This is a genomic window from Mycobacteriales bacterium (assembly GCA_030697205.1).
Taxonomy (GTDB): Bacteria; Actinomycetota; Actinomycetes; order Mycobacteriales; family SCTD01; genus JAUYQP01.
Genome location: JAUYQP010000006.1, coordinates 1 through 15,058 on the forward strand (window position 1 = coordinate 1; position 15,058 = coordinate 15,058).

At 71.3% G+C, this 15,058-nt stretch carries 14 protein-coding genes; 5 read left to right on the forward strand and 9 right to left on the reverse strand.

What is annotated here, in order from left to right:
* Window positions 1-37: 37 nt before the first annotated feature.
* A complete protein-coding gene (locus Q8R60_00870) occupies window positions 38-1,501 on the reverse strand; it encodes an aldehyde dehydrogenase (protein MDP3711019.1) in 1,464 nt (487 codons plus the stop codon).
* Window positions 1,502-1,593: 92 nt separating this feature from the next.
* Between Q8R60_00870 and Q8R60_00875 the strand changes: the two genes are divergently transcribed.
* A complete protein-coding gene (locus Q8R60_00875; GenBank protein MDP3711020.1) occupies window positions 1,594-2,832 on the forward strand; it encodes an MFS transporter in 1,239 nt (412 codons plus the stop codon).
* A 195-nt stretch (window positions 2,833-3,027) separates the two neighbouring features.
* Entirely contained in the window at window positions 3,028-3,297 is a 270-nt protein-coding gene (locus tag Q8R60_00880) for a hypothetical protein (GenBank protein ID MDP3711021.1), read from the forward strand.
* A gap of 226 nt (window positions 3,298-3,523) precedes the next feature.
* On the opposite strand, the gene Q8R60_00885 is transcribed toward Q8R60_00880, so the two are convergent.
* The 8 genes from Q8R60_00885 to Q8R60_00920 form a co-directional block, all read right to left on the reverse strand.
* Window positions 3,524-5,656, reverse strand: coding sequence for an EAL domain-containing protein (locus Q8R60_00885; protein MDP3711022.1), 2,133 nt, complete (start codon window positions 5,654-5,656; stop codon window positions 3,524-3,526).
* Between the two features lie 102 nt (window positions 5,657-5,758).
* A complete protein-coding gene (locus Q8R60_00890) occupies window positions 5,759-6,445 on the reverse strand; it encodes a hypothetical protein (GenBank protein MDP3711023.1) in 687 nt (228 codons plus the stop codon).
* Window positions 6,442-7,479 (reverse strand): acyl-CoA dehydrogenase family protein, encoded by a 1,038-nt coding sequence (locus Q8R60_00895; protein ID MDP3711024.1) that lies wholly within the window; start codon window positions 7,477-7,479, stop codon window positions 6,442-6,444. Before Q8R60_00895 ends, Q8R60_00890 begins: the two co-directional genes overlap by 4 nt.
* Window positions 7,480-7,490: 11 nt before the next feature.
* Window positions 7,491-8,675: an acyl-CoA dehydrogenase family protein gene (locus Q8R60_00900; GenBank protein ID MDP3711025.1), complete on the reverse strand. Its 1,185-nt coding sequence runs from the start codon at window positions 8,673-8,675 to the stop codon at window positions 7,491-7,493.
* A gap of 63 nt (window positions 8,676-8,738) precedes the next feature.
* Entirely contained in the window at window positions 8,739-10,100 is a 1,362-nt protein-coding gene (locus Q8R60_00905) for an MFS transporter (GenBank protein MDP3711026.1), read from the reverse strand.
* Window positions 10,097-10,723 (reverse strand): PaaI family thioesterase, encoded by a 627-nt coding sequence (locus Q8R60_00910; GenBank protein ID MDP3711027.1) that lies wholly within the window; start codon window positions 10,721-10,723, stop codon window positions 10,097-10,099. The genes Q8R60_00905 and Q8R60_00910 overlap by 4 nt, the downstream gene beginning before the upstream one ends.
* Before the next feature lie 9 nt (window positions 10,724-10,732).
* Window positions 10,733-11,530, reverse strand: coding sequence for a crotonase/enoyl-CoA hydratase family protein (locus Q8R60_00915; protein ID MDP3711028.1), 798 nt, complete (start codon window positions 11,528-11,530; stop codon window positions 10,733-10,735).
* Between the two features lie 19 nt (window positions 11,531-11,549).
* On the reverse strand, window positions 11,550-11,771 hold the full coding sequence (locus Q8R60_00920; GenBank protein ID MDP3711029.1) for a ferredoxin: 222 nt from the start codon (window positions 11,769-11,771) through the stop codon (window positions 11,550-11,552).
* Between the two features lie 114 nt (window positions 11,772-11,885).
* Here Q8R60_00920 and Q8R60_00925 point away from each other — a divergent pair, with 114 nt between their 5' ends.
* Genes Q8R60_00925 through Q8R60_00935 form a run of 3 tightly spaced genes read left to right on the forward strand, consistent with a single transcriptional unit; the run spans window position 11,886 to window position 15,048 of the window.
* A complete protein-coding gene (locus tag Q8R60_00925) occupies window positions 11,886-12,866 on the forward strand; it encodes a TIGR03617 family F420-dependent LLM class oxidoreductase (GenBank protein ID MDP3711030.1) in 981 nt (326 codons plus the stop codon).
* A 47-nt stretch (window positions 12,867-12,913) separates the two neighbouring features.
* Window positions 12,914-13,960 (forward strand): phosphotransferase family protein, encoded by a 1,047-nt coding sequence (locus Q8R60_00930; protein ID MDP3711031.1) that lies wholly within the window; start codon window positions 12,914-12,916, stop codon window positions 13,958-13,960.
* Window positions 13,960-15,048 carry a hypothetical protein gene (locus Q8R60_00935; GenBank protein MDP3711032.1) on the forward strand — a complete coding sequence of 363 codons (1,089 nt, stop codon included), beginning with the start codon at window positions 13,960-13,962 and terminating at the stop codon, window positions 15,046-15,048. The genes Q8R60_00930 and Q8R60_00935 overlap by 1 nt, the downstream gene beginning before the upstream one ends.
* Window positions 15,049-15,058: the final 10 nt, after the last annotated feature.

Sequence of the window (15,058 nt, forward strand, 5' to 3'; positions counted from 1 at the left end):
GGGGGGCCCCCGCCCCCCCCCGACGGTGGAGCGTGGGTCAGACGACCGGCACGCCGGGGACCTCGGTGCCGTGCGGCAGCGAGATCGACTTCGACTCGAGGTAGGCCGACAGGCCCTCCGGGCCGAGCTCGCGGCCGATGCCGGAGGACTTGTAGCCGCCGAAGGGCGCCGCGAACTCCAGCGAGAAGGAGTTGACGGTGTAGGTCCCGGTGCGGACCTTGCGGGCGACGTCGATGCCGGCCGCGACGTCAGCGGTGAAGACCGTGCCGGACAGGCCGTACTCGCTGTCGTTGGCGATCCGCAGCGCGTCGGCCGGGGTGTCGTAGGCGATGACGCTGACGACCGGACCGAAGACCTCCTCCTGCGCGATGGTGTGGCCGGGCTCGACGTCGACGACGATCGTCGGCTCGACGTACCAGCCGGTGCCCTGCTCGCCCGGGCGGCCGCCGCCGACAGCGACCTTGCCGCCCTGCTTCTGCGCGGTGGCGATGTAGCCCTCGACGCGGTCGCGCTGGCGCGCGGTCACGAGCGGGCCGATCGTCGTGGTCGGGTCGAGCGGGTCGCCGACGACCTCGTTGCGGGTGTGCTCGACGAGCGCCTCGACGACCTCGGAGTAGCGGTCGCGCGGGGCGAGCACCCGGGTCTGCGCGACGCAGGCCTGGCCGTTGTTCATGAAGCCCGACCCCAGGATCGCGGGCACCGCGGTCGACAGGTCGGCGTCGTCCATGACGATCGCGGCGCTCTTGCCGCCGAGCTCGAGCGTGACCCGCTTGAGCTGCTCACCGGCGATGGCGCCGATTGCGCGGCCCGCGGCCGTCGAGCCGGTGAAGCCGATCTTGTCGATGCCGGGGTGGCGGACGAGGTGCTCGCCGACCTCGCGACCGGCGACCACGATGTTGACGACGCCCTTGGGCAGGCCGACCTCCTCGAGGACCTCGGCGAGCAGGTAGGCGTCGAGCGGCGTCTCCGGCGCGGGCTTGAGCACGACGGTGCAGCCGGCGAGGATCGCGGGCGCGAGCTTGAGCGCGGTGGTGAACAGCGGGACGTTCCACGGGACGATCGCGGCGGCGACGCCGACCGGCTCGCGGCGGACCAGCGCCGGTCCCATGACGCCGTTGCGGACCTCCTCGAAGTGGAAGGTCTCGGCGAGCCCGGCGTAGTAGTCGAAGACCATGGTGCTCGACAGGACCTGGCCGAGCTGACCCCAGGAGTACGGCGAACCCATCTCCTCGGCGATCGTCTTCGCGAACTCGTTCATCCGGCCGAGGATCGCCGCCGAGATCGCGGACAGGTAGGCGCCGCGCTCCTTCGGCGTCGTCCCGGACCACTCGCCGTCGAACGCGCGGCGGGCCGCGTCGACGGCCTTGTCGATGTCGGCAGTGGTGCCGTCGGGCACGGTCGCGATGACCTGCTCGGTGTGGGGGCTGATGACGTCGATGGTCCCGGTGCCGCTGGGGGCCTGGAAGTGACCGTCGATCCAGATGTGCTCGCGGTTCTGCACGCCGTGACTCCTTCGCCTGGTTGTCCCGGCAGTATGGAACACGTTCTAGTAATTGCGCTAGGGTCACGCCGGTCCGATCTCGGGAGGTGGGCATGGCCGCACCGCCGGTCACCGCGCCCCCGCGCGAGCGGATGCTCGCCGTAGAGCTGCTGTCGGACCCGGACTACCGCAACTACTGGCTGGGGTCGACGGCCTTCGCCTTCGGCATCTGGGGCTTCATCCTGTCGATGGGCTACAGCGCCCGGCTGCTCACCGACTCGCCGCTGGCGGTCTCGCTCGTCTCGGTCGCCTACTTCCTGCCGATGTTCATCGGGGCGCTGCCGTCGGGCGTCCTCGCCGACGCCGTCGACCGCCGGCTCACCGTCATCGTGTCGCGCGCGGTCTGCGCCCTCGGGGCGCTCGGTCTCGCGGGCCTCACGGCGACCGACGCCCTCGGCTACCCCGCGCTCGTCGCGCTGTCGGCGCTGACCGGTGCGACCGTCGTCAGCGAGGTCGCGGCTCGACAGGCCTACGTCGCGCAGATCGTGCGGCCCGACCAGGTCGTGGGCGCCACCGCGCTGGGGTCGGTGCAGGGCGGCATCGCCCGCGTCGTCGGGCCCCTCGCCGCGGGCGCGCTCATCTCGCAGTCCGGAGAGACCGCGGGCTACCTGCTCTTCGCCGTGGCGAACGCCGCCTGCGTCGTCGTCTTCCTGCGCATCCGCACCTCCGGTAAGCCACCGCGGGCAGCCGGCCGGCCCGTGTCTGAGCTGGTCGAGGGGATCCGCTACCTCCGGCGCAGCCCCGATGCGCTCGCCATCACCGCCGTCGGCCTGCTCACCGGGGTCGTCGGGTGGGTCTTCCTCGCGCTGATGCCGCTGATGGTCACCGACGAGCTCGGTGGCGGCCCGCTGATGCTCGGCGTGCTGTCGACGATGGTGGGTCTCGGCTCGGTGCCCCCGTCGGTCCTGCTCGCCGTCCGCTCCGGTGGCCCGCGGCGCGAGGGCCGGCTGTTCTACCTCGCCACCCTCGCATGGGGCCTCGCCGTCGTGGTGTGGGGCCTCACCGGCTCGCCCGTCGTCGCCGCTGTCGCACTGGCCGTCTGCGGTGCGGGCAACGGCCTGCAGCAGGTGCTGCTGCGCACCCTGCTGCTGCGCCTCGTCGACCCCGCCTTCCACGGTCGGGTCATGGGCACGCTGATGCTCACCTGGGGCGGCTCGGTCGTCGGCACCCTCGCGGGCGGCGCGATCGCCGAGTCGCTCGGCGTCGGACCCGTGATCGCGCTGTCGGGTGCGGCCATCGTGGTGATCACCTGCGGGGTCCTCGTCGTACGCCCCTCGACCTGGCGCTTGTAGCTCAGCTGCTGCTCGGTTCGGCAGCGAGGTCTGCCGGACGGGTATCCGGGCCTTCTTCGCGGGTCGGTGTTTCCGCGGAAACAGGTTGTCCACAGGAGTGATAGCCGGCTGCGTCTAGCGGCCCGCGAGGCTGCGCCAGGGGAACCAGAGGCTCTCGCGATGCGTCACACCGCTGTGCAGTTTCGTCTCGGCCTAGTGCTGGTCGCCATCATCGTGCTCGCGGCGTGCGGCGAGGCGGACGGCGTGGTCGAGCCCTCGGGCGCGTGGACGCTCAAGGGTGACCCCGTCAGCCGCGACCAGGTCGAATCCAACGCCGGTCCAGAGAACTGCAACTGGCAGAAGGCCCACTTCCTCGGCCTGTCCTGGCCGCAGGGACGGACGTACGACGACCCGAGGCGCAAGCGCACCTACGTGAAGGACCCGAATGGCGTGCTCGACTTCGCGCCTGATTTGCGGGAGGGCTAAGAGGCGAAGACCACCCTGCCGGCAGACGCGGTCGACACCGGCTACCGGAACAGCGGCTACGCCCTCTGGTACTCGCCGAAGGCATGGGACCGCCTCGTGTACCTCGTGCGGGACAACGGCAACGTGGAGTTGTGGCCGAAGGCCAACAAGCCCGTCGGCTGCGCCTAGGAAGCGATGCTCCGCTTGCCGACGGGTGCGAGCCTTTGGCAGGACCGAGGCAGGTGCCCTAGACGACGGCGACAACCTCGTCGAGGGGTGCTGGACGCATCCACAGGTATCCCTGCCCGAGGTCACAGCCCAGCTCGGTCAGAACCGCGTATTGCGCCTCGGTCTCCACGCCCTCCGCGACAGCGCGCAGGCCGAGCGCGTGCGCCATGTCGATGACGCCCCGCACGATGGCGAGGTCTGCTGAGCTCCGCTCGATCTCGAAGACAAAAGATCGGTCGATCTTGATCAGGTCAACGGGGAACCGGCGCAGGTAGCTCAGCGGGGAGTAGCCGGTGCCGAAGTCGTCGAGGGCGAGCTTGACCCCAACGGCCTTGAGCTCGTGCAGCTTGCTGATCGTGCCCTCGGTGTCGGCCATCGCCGCCGTCTCGGTGATCTCGAGGATCAGCCGGTCCGCTCCGATGCCACTGCGCTCCAGGGCGTCGGTGACGTGCTCGACTAGCCGAGGATCCTGAAGCTGCCGTGCCGACAGGTTGACGCTGATATAGGTCTGCGGAGGTAGGCGGGCCGCGTCCGCGCAGGCGGTGAGGAGCACCCACTGGCCCATCTCGACGATCTGCCCGCTGTTCTCCGCGACGTCGATGAACTGCCCTGGCGTCAGCAGCCCGCGCTTCGGGTGCTCCCAGCGGATCAGTGCCTCCATGCCGACGGTCTGCTGCGTGCACGTGTCAATGATCGGCTGGTAGTGCAGCCGGAACTCGTCACTACGGAGCGCTCGGTCGATCTCGCGGCGCAGGGCCAGGCGGGCCTCGGTCGCCGCCTGCATCTCGGGTGCGAACAACTCGAAGCCGTGAGTGCCCTTCGCCTTCGCGGCGTACATGGCCGCGTCGGCATGAGCCAGCAGCTGATCCGCGTCGGTGTAGAGCCCCTCGGTGCACGTCAGTCCGACGCTCGCCCTGATCACCATCTCGGTGCCCGCCAGAGCGACCGGCTGGCTCACCGCGGCGAGGATCCGCTCGACGATCGCGACCGCGGTTTCCAGCTCCGTGTCCTCGAGCAAGAAGGCGAACTCGTCGCCACCGAGTCGTGTCACGGTGTCCGTGGGGCGCATGCAGGAGGCAAGCCGATCGGCGATCGCGCACAGCAGCTCGTCGCCGACGGCATGGCCGAACGTGTCGTTGACAGCCTTGAAGTCGTCGAGGTCCATGAAGGCGACGCAGATCGGCACCCGCTCGCGTAGCCCGCGCTCGAGCGCGTGCCGGGCGCGGTCATGGAACAGGGTCCGGTTCGGCAAGCCGGTCAGGGCGTCGTGCAGAGCTCGCTCGCGGAGCTCGTCTTCGAGGCGGCGCCGCTCACTGACGTCGCGGGTGTTGAGCACCAGAGCTGCAACGGTCGGCTCGTCGAGGAGGTTGGAGATCGTCGTCTCCACGTGGATGTAGGTCCCCTTGGCATGCATCAAGCGGCACTCGATGCGAACGTGCTGACGATTCTGCGCGTCGGCCAGGGCCTGCTCGAACGCCGGCAGGTCGTCGGGGTGCGCCCAGTCGCGCACTGCCCGGCCGACCACCGACTCGGAGTTGTCGAAGACGCGTGCCGCCGCGGCGCTCTGGTAGGTGACCAGTCCATCCGTGTCGACGAGGGTGATGACATCACTGCTGTTCTGCGCGAGCGAGCGGAAGCGTGCCTCGCTCTTGGCAAGGTGCTCCAAGGCCGCGCCGCCCAGCGCCGTGATGAAGCCGACCAGCTGCAGCTCCTCCTCACCGAAGGCCTTGTCGGGCTGGCCCTGCGTAACAAGCAAGCACCACGTCGGACCTCCGTGCACCGGGATCGGAGCCGCCAGCCCGGCGCAGAACCCCAACCGCCTCAGGTGGTCCTGCTCGTCACCCGGCTCGGCGACGACCGGACGCTCCTCCGCGACTGCACGGTCCAAGAAGCTGCCGAACCCGTGGGATCCCAGGTCCGCCCAGGAGATGAGCCGACCGCGGTCCGTCCGGAGCAGGGAAACCACCGACTCGCACACGGCCGCCTCGACGGCGTCGAACGTGGTGGCGCCAGTGATGGCGCGGGCCACATCGATCAACGCCGGCAAGCGGTCGTCCACTGCAATGCCCCCCGCCGCTACGGGCAGCCGTCCGCCCCTGGCACCAGTCTGTCCGGCTCCGAGACGTTTGCAAAATAAGCGGCCGCCCAGCACCCTGGAACGGGTAGGTCCACATATGCCGGTGATCGGCGACCGCTGAGAAGTGCCGTTAGCCGCCCTGCGTGAGTCAACCCGGACCACACCTTGCTGCCGAACTCAACTGCTGCTGAGGGCCTCGCGCATGACTTGGCCGGGGTGGCCGCCGCGCGGCTCGATGAAGACGCCCTCCGCCTCGGCGAGGACCTCGCCGTCGAGCAGGCTGCGCCCCCAGGCGAGGATCTTGCGACCCTCGTGGGAGCGCACGCCGGCCTCGTAGTCGATGCGGGTGTTCAGAGGGGTACGACGCAGCAGCTTCACCGTCAGCGTCCCGGTCAGGCCGGCGATCCCTGACGCCGCCTGGGCCACTCCCAGCAGGTCGTCGAAGGCGGAGATGACGTAGCCGCCGTGGACGGTGTCGGGCGGTCCTTCGTACTGCTCGCCGTAGGTCGCGTGGCCGAAGGTGAGGGGCCCGTCGAACTCCAGCACCAGCGGCGCGGCCAGTGCGTTGGAACGGCCGGACAGCGGCGAGCGCTCGAACAGCGACGCGTCGTGGTCGGTGATGTGGAGGTTCTGGCCGCGCAGGTCGGGCAGGGCGGCGAGGGCCTCGCGGGCCGCCTGCAGCCGCTGCTCGACGTCGGTCAGTGCGGCCTCGTCGGCGGCCTCGACGTCGAGGTAGAGCAGGTCGCTCACCAGCCCGCGCAGCTCGTCGGCGAGGGCGTGCTTGCGTAGCCGTCGGGGGGACGGCTCGGGGTCGACCGGGAACCAGGCCCGGCCGACCTCGGCTGCTGCGGCGTCGAACGTCACCGTGCCGCGAGCAGTGCGCCGAGGTCCTCGAGCTGGCGCTGCGCACCGCCGAGCGAGAGCTCGACGACCTTGCCCATGAGGAACCAGCGGTGCAGCGGGTAGCTGACGTCGACGCCCAGACCGCCGTGCAGGTGCACCGCCTTGGACACCACGCGCTGCACGCCCTCGGCAGCCCAGAACGCCGCGATCGCGGTCTGCTCCGCGGCCGGCAGGCCCTGGTCGACGCGCCACGTCGCCTGCTGCGCGGTGAGGCGCATCGCCTCGACGTCGATCCAGCAGTCCGCCACCTGGTAGGTGATGGCCTGGAAGGTCGCGAGCGGCTTGCCGAACTGCTCGCGGGTGGAGACGTGGGCCGCCGCGATCTTCAGCGACTCCTCCGCGATGCCGACAGCGAGGGCGGCCTGCAGCAGGGCGAGCCGGGAGACCGCTGCGGTCACGGCCTCGGCACCGGTGGTCAGCGTCACGGCGGGGGCGCCGGTGAGGACGAGGGTGGCGTGCGGCTCCTGCGAGCTCACCCGCTCGTCGACGCGGTCGACCCCGGGGCCGCCGAGGTCGACCAGGGCGAGGACGTCGCCTGCGGCGACGACGGCGTGGGAGGCCTCGCGGGCCCACGCGATGGCCAGCTGGGTGCCGGAGACGGTGAGGGCGTCGCCCTCACCGGACGCAGTGAGGCCGGCGCCCCAGCCGTCGGCCTGCAGGGCGGGTACGACGATCGCGTCACCGGACAGGACGCGGCCGATGAGGTCGCCCTGCGCGGCGGTGAGCAGCGGCAGCGCGGCGAGGACGGGGACGAGCGGGACGCGGCCCGCGGCCCGGCCGCACTCCTCGGCGAGCACGGCCGCGACCGACAGCGGGAGGCCGGCGCCGCCGAGCTCCTCCGACACCGGCAGCGCCAGCAGGCCCGCCTCGGCGAGCTTGGCCCACAGCTGCTGGTCGAAGCCGGTCTGCGCGAGCTCGGGGTGCGTCGCTGTCGCGAACAGCTGGGTGGCGAGGCCGCGGACGTCGTCCTGCTCCTCGGTGGGGGTGAAGTCCATGGGTCGCTCTCCTAGCGCTTGCTGCGGGGCAGGCCGAGGGCGGTCTGCGCGAGGATCTCGCGCTGCACCTCGTTGGAACCGCCGCCGAAGGTCCGGACGGGGGCACTGCGGTAGGCCTTCTCGAGGACGCCCGCGAGCTCGGCGCCCGCGGAGCCCTTCTGCAGGAAGCCGGCGCGGCCGATGATCTCGAGCAGGCTGCGGTAGGACTCGATGTCGGTCTCCGAGCCGTAGACCTTGCCGCTGCTGGCGTCGGCCGGGGTGAGGGTGCCGACCTCGGTCTTCCAGGCCATCCGCCAGTTGAGGAGCTTCAGCGCCTCGAGGCGGGCGTAGACGCGGGCGAGCGCGGAGCGGACCCAGGGGACGTCGATGAGCCGGGTGCCGTCTGCGTTGGTCTCGTGGGAGGCCCAGGCCCGCACCGACTCGAACAGCTCGAGCGACCGGCCGCCCATGGCAGCGAGCGCGACCCGCTCGTGGTTGAGCTGGGAGGTGATGAGGCGCCAGCCCTCGTCGACCTCGCCGACGACCATCGACGCCGGGACGTGGATGTCCTCGTAGTAGGTCGCGGTCGTGACCTCGCCGCCGATCGTCACGATCGGTGTGGCGGTGAAGCCGGGGTCGGTCGTGTCGACCAGCAGGATCGAGATGCCCTTGTGCTTGGCGGCGTCGGGGTTGGTGCGGGCGGCCAGCCAGATGAAGTCGGCCGTCGCACCACCGGTCGTGTAGACCTTGTTGCCGTTGACGACGAACTCGTCGCCCTGGCGCTCCGCGCGGGTGCGCAGCGACGCGAGGTCGGTGCCGGAGCCGGGCTCGGTGTAGCCGATCGCCACGTCGAGCGAGCCGGCCAGGATCCGCGGCAGGAAGTAGTCCTTCTGCTCCTGGGAGCCGTTGCGCATCAGCGTCGGCCCGACGGTGTTGAGCGCGATCATCGGGACCGGGGCACCGGCGCGGGTCGCTTCGTCGAAGAACACGAACTGCTCGAGCACGGAGCGCCCCTGGCCGCCGTACTCCGTGGGCCAGCCGATGCCGAGCCAGCCGTCGGCGCCCATCTTCTGACGGATCTCACGGACCGTCTCGCCGCCGGCGTTGCTGCCCTCGGAGGCGATGGCCTCCCTGACGGCGGGGGTGAGCAGGCTGGCGAAGTAGGTCCGCAGCTGATCGCGCAGCTCGTGCTGGGCGGGGGTGTAGTCGAGGTACACGGGGCTCTCCAGAGCGACTAGAACGTGTTCTACATCTGAGTAGAGCAGTGGTGCGGCGGGCGGTCAAGCCGAAGCAGCCCGCACGTCTTCCTCGACGTGGCGCCGGCCGTAGAGCAGCAGGGCGCTGCCCAGCAGCACGGCCCAGACGGTCCACCTGAACGCGAAGCCCAGGTCACCGGTCTCCTCGCCGTCCACGGTGATCTGCCGGGTGTCCGCGATGAAGCCGATGAGGGGCGGCGTCAGCGCGGCGAAGAGGTTCGCGAACAGCTTCAGCAGGCCGAAGGCGGTGCCGCGCAGGTGCGGCCGCACCACCTCGGTCGTCATCGCGGTCAGAGCGGGCAGGGCGGCCACGATGAGGGCGACGGCCAGGACCTGCAGGGGCAGTCGCACGCCGTAGACGGGGATGCCGTCGTTGAACGACAGCAGCAGCAGGACCGTCCCGGCGGCGGTGGTGCAGGCGCCCAGCAGGAGGGCAGCGCCTTTGACCCGGCCCCTCAACCTGTCCGCCAGCACCCCACCGCCGAAGCCGCCGATGATGGCACCGACCAGGATCGCGCCGCCTGCCACGGCGGCCGCCTTCGAGGCGGAGAGCCCGGAAGCCCGCTGGTGGTAGGCGATGCCCCAGAAGCCCAGCGCGGCCAGGGACGCGGTCGTGATGGACGTCGCGAACAGCAGGGCCCGCAGGGAGGGGACGCGCAGGCACGCCATCAGGGACTGCCGGGTCGACAGCGGAGCGAGCACGGGGGAGGCCTGCGAGGGCAGCAGCGTCGGCGGCGCACCGGTCGCGGTGACGCTCGGCAGGTCGGAGGCGCCGCGCTCGGGCAGCGGGAGCCGGCGCACCATGACGGCCACGACCAGACCGGGCAGGGCGACGGCGAGCACCGCGACGCGCCAGCCGAACGCCTCGCCCAGCACGCCGCCGACCACCGCGCCCACGGCGACACCGGCCGTCGGGACGACGCGCTGCCAGCCGTAGGCGCGACCGCGTACCGCGGGCGGGTAGTAGTCGGCGACCAGGGACTGGGCTGCGGGGTCGTTGATGGCGTCGCCGACACCGAGCAGCGACCGCACGGCGAACAGCTGCGGGAAGGACCGCACTCCTGCCGACAGCGCGGTGGCCGCGGACCACAGGCACAGCACGATCGCCATGAGGGTGCGCCGGTCGCGGCGGTCGGCGAGCAAGCCGCCGGGGACGGCCACCAGGAGGGTCGCAACGACGATCGCGCTGGACAGCAGGCCGGCCTGGAAGTCCGAGAGGCCCAGGTCGTCCTTGACCAGCTCGATGACGCCGGGCAGGACACCCCGGTCGACCGCGTCGACGAGGCCGATGAGGCAGAGCACCACCAGCGGGCGGCGGCCGTAGGGACCCCACTTGCCCTTCGGGGCGGCCCCTTCGCCTGTCGCTGTCTCGGCCTCGAGGGTCACTCGCGGACCAGGTGGGGGAACAACCGCTGGGCGTGCTCGGCGGTGATGCGGAAGAAGGTCGCGGTGGCGGTCACGGTGGTCGTGCCGCCGACCCGGATCGAGCCCTCGAGCCGCACCTTGCGTTCGCCAGCGTCGACGACCCGCCCGTCGACCTCGAGCACGCAGTCGAGAGGTGTCGGCGCGACGTAGCGGACCTCGAGGCCGACGGTCATCCCGCCGACGCCGGCCGCGATCGCCGCCTCGCCGAAGACCTGGTCCATGACCATCGACAGCACGCCGCCGTGGACCAGACCAGGGGCACCCTCGTACGCCGTTCCGAAGCGGACGTGGCCGTGGACGCCGGCCGGCTCGCGGGCCGTCAGGACGACCGGGGCGGCCAGCGGGTTGCCCGTGCCGATGACGGCGTTGTAGGGCGAGGGTCGCGGGTCGGTGCGGTCCGGCGTCCACGGTCCGTGGCGCAGGTCGCGGCTGAGCAGCGCGGTGACGCCCTCGACGGCGTCGGCCGCCGCGAGCACGTCGTCGCGACCTACCTGGGTGCGGACCGCGACCTCGAGCAGGCCGCGCACGGCGTCGGCGAGGACGTCGGCGGAGTCGGTGAGGACGGTCGGCTCGGGGGTGCTCACCGCGCGCGCCTAGCGACCGGTGAAGTTCGGCGTGCGCTTCTCGGCGAAGGCCCGCGGGCCCTCCTTGGCGTCCTCGGTCATGAAGACGCGCATACCGATCTCGAGCTCGACCTTGAGCGCATCCTCCTCCGGCAGACCCTCGGTCTCCTGCAGCGACCGCTTGACCGCCTTCACCGCGAGCGGGCCGTTGGCGCAGATCGCCTGGGCGATCTCGTGGGCCTTGGCGAGCGCCTGGCCGTCGGGCACGACGTGGCCGATGAGGCCCATGTCCTTGGCCTCCTGGGCCGAGATGGTCCTGCCCGTGAGCAGCAGCTCGGCGGCGTTGGTGTAGGAGATCTGGCGACGCAGCCGCACCGTGGAGCCGCCGAGCGGGAAGAGACCGCGGCGGACCTCGGCGACGCCGAAGGTCGCCGACTCGCCCGCCACGCGGATGTCGGTGGCCTGCAGGATCTCGGTGCCCCCGGCGATCGCGGGGCCCTCGACCGCGGCGATGAGCGGCTTGGTGAGGCGGTAGTGGCGCAGCAGGGCGCGCCAGGCCATGCCGGCGTCGGACTTGAAGCGCTTGCCGTGCTCGTCGTCGGGTGCGGGGTCGCGGCCCATCGCCTTGAGGTCTGCGCCCGCGCAGAAGACCTCCGTCGACCCGGTGAGGATGACGACGCGGATGTCGTCGTCCTCATCGGCCTGGACCCAGGCGTCCGCCATGCGGGACAGCATGTTGGGGGTGAAGGAGTTCTTCGCCGCGGGGTTGTTGAAGGTGAGTGTCAGGACGTGTCCGGACTTCTCGACGAGCAGGTGCTCCTCGCTCACAGGTGGTGCCCTTCTCTCGTTACGGGAAGACGTCCTCGCCGGTCTCGGCGTCGACCGCGGAGATGGCCTCGACCGGGCAGCTCTCCATGGCCTCGCGCACCGCACCGGTCTCCTCGACCGGGTTCTTCAGAACGACCGACTTGCGTGCCGGTCCGCTGCCGAAGACGTCCGGCGCGTGGTTGCGGCAGTAGCCGGAGCTGATGCAGGTCGACTCGACCGTGACCTCGAGCTGCCGTGCCATGGTTCGCGTCCTCTCGCCGTGCCTGTGGTCGTCTCCGGGTGCGCCGGGACCGTAACAGCGCTGAGCCGATTCTGCTAGAACCTGTTCTCGTTATTGTGTCCCCGGGAGGCCACCGTGCGACTCGACACCCGGCTCGACGCCGACCTCACCGCCGTGCCCGGCGCGGTGCGACAGCTCGCCGACGCCGGCCTCGCCGGCGTCTTCACCTACGAGGGCCCGGGCGACGTGTTCCTGCCGCTCGGCGTCGCCGCCGCGACAGGGGTCCCGCTCGACCTCTACAGCAACGTGGCCATCGCGCTGCCCCGCTCGCCGATGCACCTCGCGCACCTCGCCCACGACCTGCAGCGGACCACCGGCGGGCGCTTCGCCCTCGGCCTCGGGTCGCAGGTGAAGCGCCACGTCGAGGACCGCTACGGCTCGGTGTGGGAGTCGCCGGTCGAGCAGCTGCGCGAGTGCGTGCTCGCGGTCAAGGCCATCCAGCGCTCGTGGGCGACGGGAGAGCCACTCGCCTTCGAGGGCCGCTGGACCCGTCACACCTACTGCCCGCCGGTCTTCGTCCCGCCCGCTCTCGACGGGCCGCCTGCGCCTGTGCTGGTGGGCGCGATGGGGCCACGCATGACGGCCATGGCGGTCGAGGTCGCCGACGGGCTGCTGGTCCACCCGTTCTGCACGGACCGCTCCGTCGCGGAGCTGACCCTGCCCCAGACCTCCGCCGCGCCGGCCGGCTTCCAGGTGGTGGGCCAGGCGATCGTGGGCGTCGCGCGTGACGAGCTGGAGCACGAGGCGGCGACAGCCGGCGTACGCGGGTTGGTGGCCTTCTACGCCTCGACCCCCGCCTACCGCCAGGTGCTCGACGTCCACGGCTGGGGCGACCTGCAGGTGGAGCTGCGCGACCTGACCCGCGCCGGGCGCTGGGCCGAGCTGCCCGGTGCGGTGCCGCAGGAGGTGGTCGACGCGATCGCGCTCGTGGGGACTCCCGCGGAGGTCGCGGCGGGACTGCGGCGGCGCTTCGGCGGGTGCGACCGGGTGGCCCTGTCGCTGCCGGCGATGCCGACACTCGGCACGCTCGCGGAGCTGACGGCCCTTGCGGCCTGACGAGAACAGGTTCTAGGTTCCGCTCCACACCGACGAAGGAGTCGACCGTGCCGATCCCCGCCCAGCGTGACGTCGAGCAGTCGAGGAAGGCGCTGGCTGCCTGGCTCGCCGAGAAGGTCGGGGCCGACGTCGAGCTCGGCGACTTCGCCGGCCCCGGAGCCACCGGCTTCTCCAACGAGACGATCATCGTCGACGCGACGTACGGCGGGAAGGTCGACCGCCTCGTGGTGCGGGTCGCTCCGACCGGCTACACGCTGTTCCCCGATGCGGCCTTCGACGCCCAGCACCAGATCCTGGTCACCCTCGCGACGCAGACCGCGGTGCCGGTGCCGGCGGTGCGGTGGTTCGAGACCGACCCGACGGTGCTCGGCGCGCCCTTCTTCGTGATGGCCTTCGTCGACGGGGTGATCCCCGAGGACAACCCGCCCTACACGATGGGCGGCTGGCTCAAGGAGTCCTCGCCCGAGGTGCAGGAGCGGGTCTTCTGGGGGGCGGTGGACACCATCGCCGAGATCTCCGCACTGGACCCGTCGACGCTGGACCTGCCGCCGCTGCTCACCGGGCTCGACGCGCAGCTCGACTACTACGAGCGGTTCCTCGAGTCGGTCGCCCAGACCGAGGACCTCACCGTCGCGCGCCGCGCGCTCGCCTGGCTGAAGGGCAACAAGCCCGAGGACGACGGCACGGTCTTCTGCTGGGGCGACTCGCGGATCGGCAACGTGATGTTCACGCCCTCGGGGGAGCGGCTCGCGGTCGTCGACTGGGAGATGGCCGTCCTCGGATCGCCCTCGCAGGACCTGGCCTGGGCGTGGTTCCTCGACCGCCACCACTCCGAGGGGATGAACGAGCCGCGGCTGCCGGGCTTCCCGTCGAAGGAGGCGATGATCGCGCGCTTCGAGTCGCGGTCGGGTCGCAGCGCCAAGGCGTTCGACTACTACGAGCTGTTCGCCGGGTTCCGGTTCTGCGTGATCATGGGGAGGCTCGCGGTGATCTTCAAGGACTGGGGGCTCATCCCCGCCGACCACGACATGGGCCAGAGCAACGCCCCCGTCGTCCTCACCACGAGGATGCTCGACGAGAAGGGCGCTGCCTGATGCTCTCGCCACTGGACGAGCTGCCCATCCACCAGGTCGCCGAGACGATGGCGACGGTCGGCACCTCCGACCGCAACTTCTACGACCGCTGCTACTTCTCGATGCACGGCTCGAGCGACGACTTCTTCATGGCGATGGGGCTCGGGCAGTACCCCAACCTCGACGTCACCGACGCCTTCATCGCCGCGTCCTACGGCTCGACGCAGACCGTCGTGCGGTCCTCGCGGCCGCTCGGGCTCGACCGGCTCGACACGAAGGTCGGCCCCTTGCGCGTCGAGGTGATCGAGGGCCTGAAGAAGGTGCGCTTCGTGTGCGAGGAGACCGACGGCTTCGCGGTCGACGCCGTCTGGGAGGGGGCCGTTCCGGCGTACGAGGAACCGCGGATGACGCTCGACTCCTCCTTCGGTCGCCGCACCATGGACACGATGCGCTTCCTGCAGACCGGGTCCTGGACGGGGACCCTGCTGCTCGACGGCCGCGAGGTCGCCGTGACCCCGGACCGCTTCTGGGGCTCGCGCGACCGGTCGTGGGGGGTGCGTCCGGTCGGCGAGCCCGAGGGCGGCAAGCCGACGATGGCGCCCAACGGCTTCTACTGGAACTACTTCGTCGTGCGCTTCGAGAAGAGCTCGCTGGTCTACATGTGCCAGGAAGACGGGCTCGGCCGGCGCACGATCGAGGAGGGCATCCGGCTGTTCGCCGACGGTCGGGTCGAGCACCTCGGTCGCCCGGAGCACGAGCTGCGCTTCGCGCCTGGCACCCGGATGGTCACCGGCGCCACGGTGCGCTTCCGCGGCGGGCTGGTGCTCGAGGGCGAGGCGGTGCGCCCGGTGCACCTCGCGCGCGGCACGGGCTACGGCTTCGACGCCGACTGGAAGCACGGGATGTACCACGGCGAGGAGCTCGTCGTGCAGCGCGTGGACTTCTCCCTCGACGACCCGGCGATGGTCCCGATCCCCGGCGCGATCGTCGACCACCTCGGTCGCTACACGACCAACGAGGGCGACGGCGAGGGCTGGGGCCTGCTCGAGGTCATGACGATGGGCCCGCACCCGCAGTACTTCACGGCGTGGGACGACGTTGCGACCTGACACCCGGTCC

Coding starts and splice junctions, on each gene's coding strand:
- Q8R60_00875 (MDP3711020.1), top strand. CDS start 1,594: ATGGCCGCACCGCCGGTCACCGCGCCCCCGCGCGAGCGGATGCTCGCC.
- Q8R60_00895 (MDP3711024.1), bottom strand. CDS start 7,479: ATGGACTTCACCCCCACCGAGGAGCAGGACGACGTCCGCGGCCTCGCC.
- Q8R60_00920 (MDP3711029.1), bottom strand. CDS start 11,771: ATGGCACGGCAGCTCGAGGTCACGGTCGAGTCGACCTGCATCAGCTCC.
- Q8R60_00935 (MDP3711032.1), top strand. CDS start 13,960: ATGCTCTCGCCACTGGACGAGCTGCCCATCCACCAGGTCGCCGAGACG.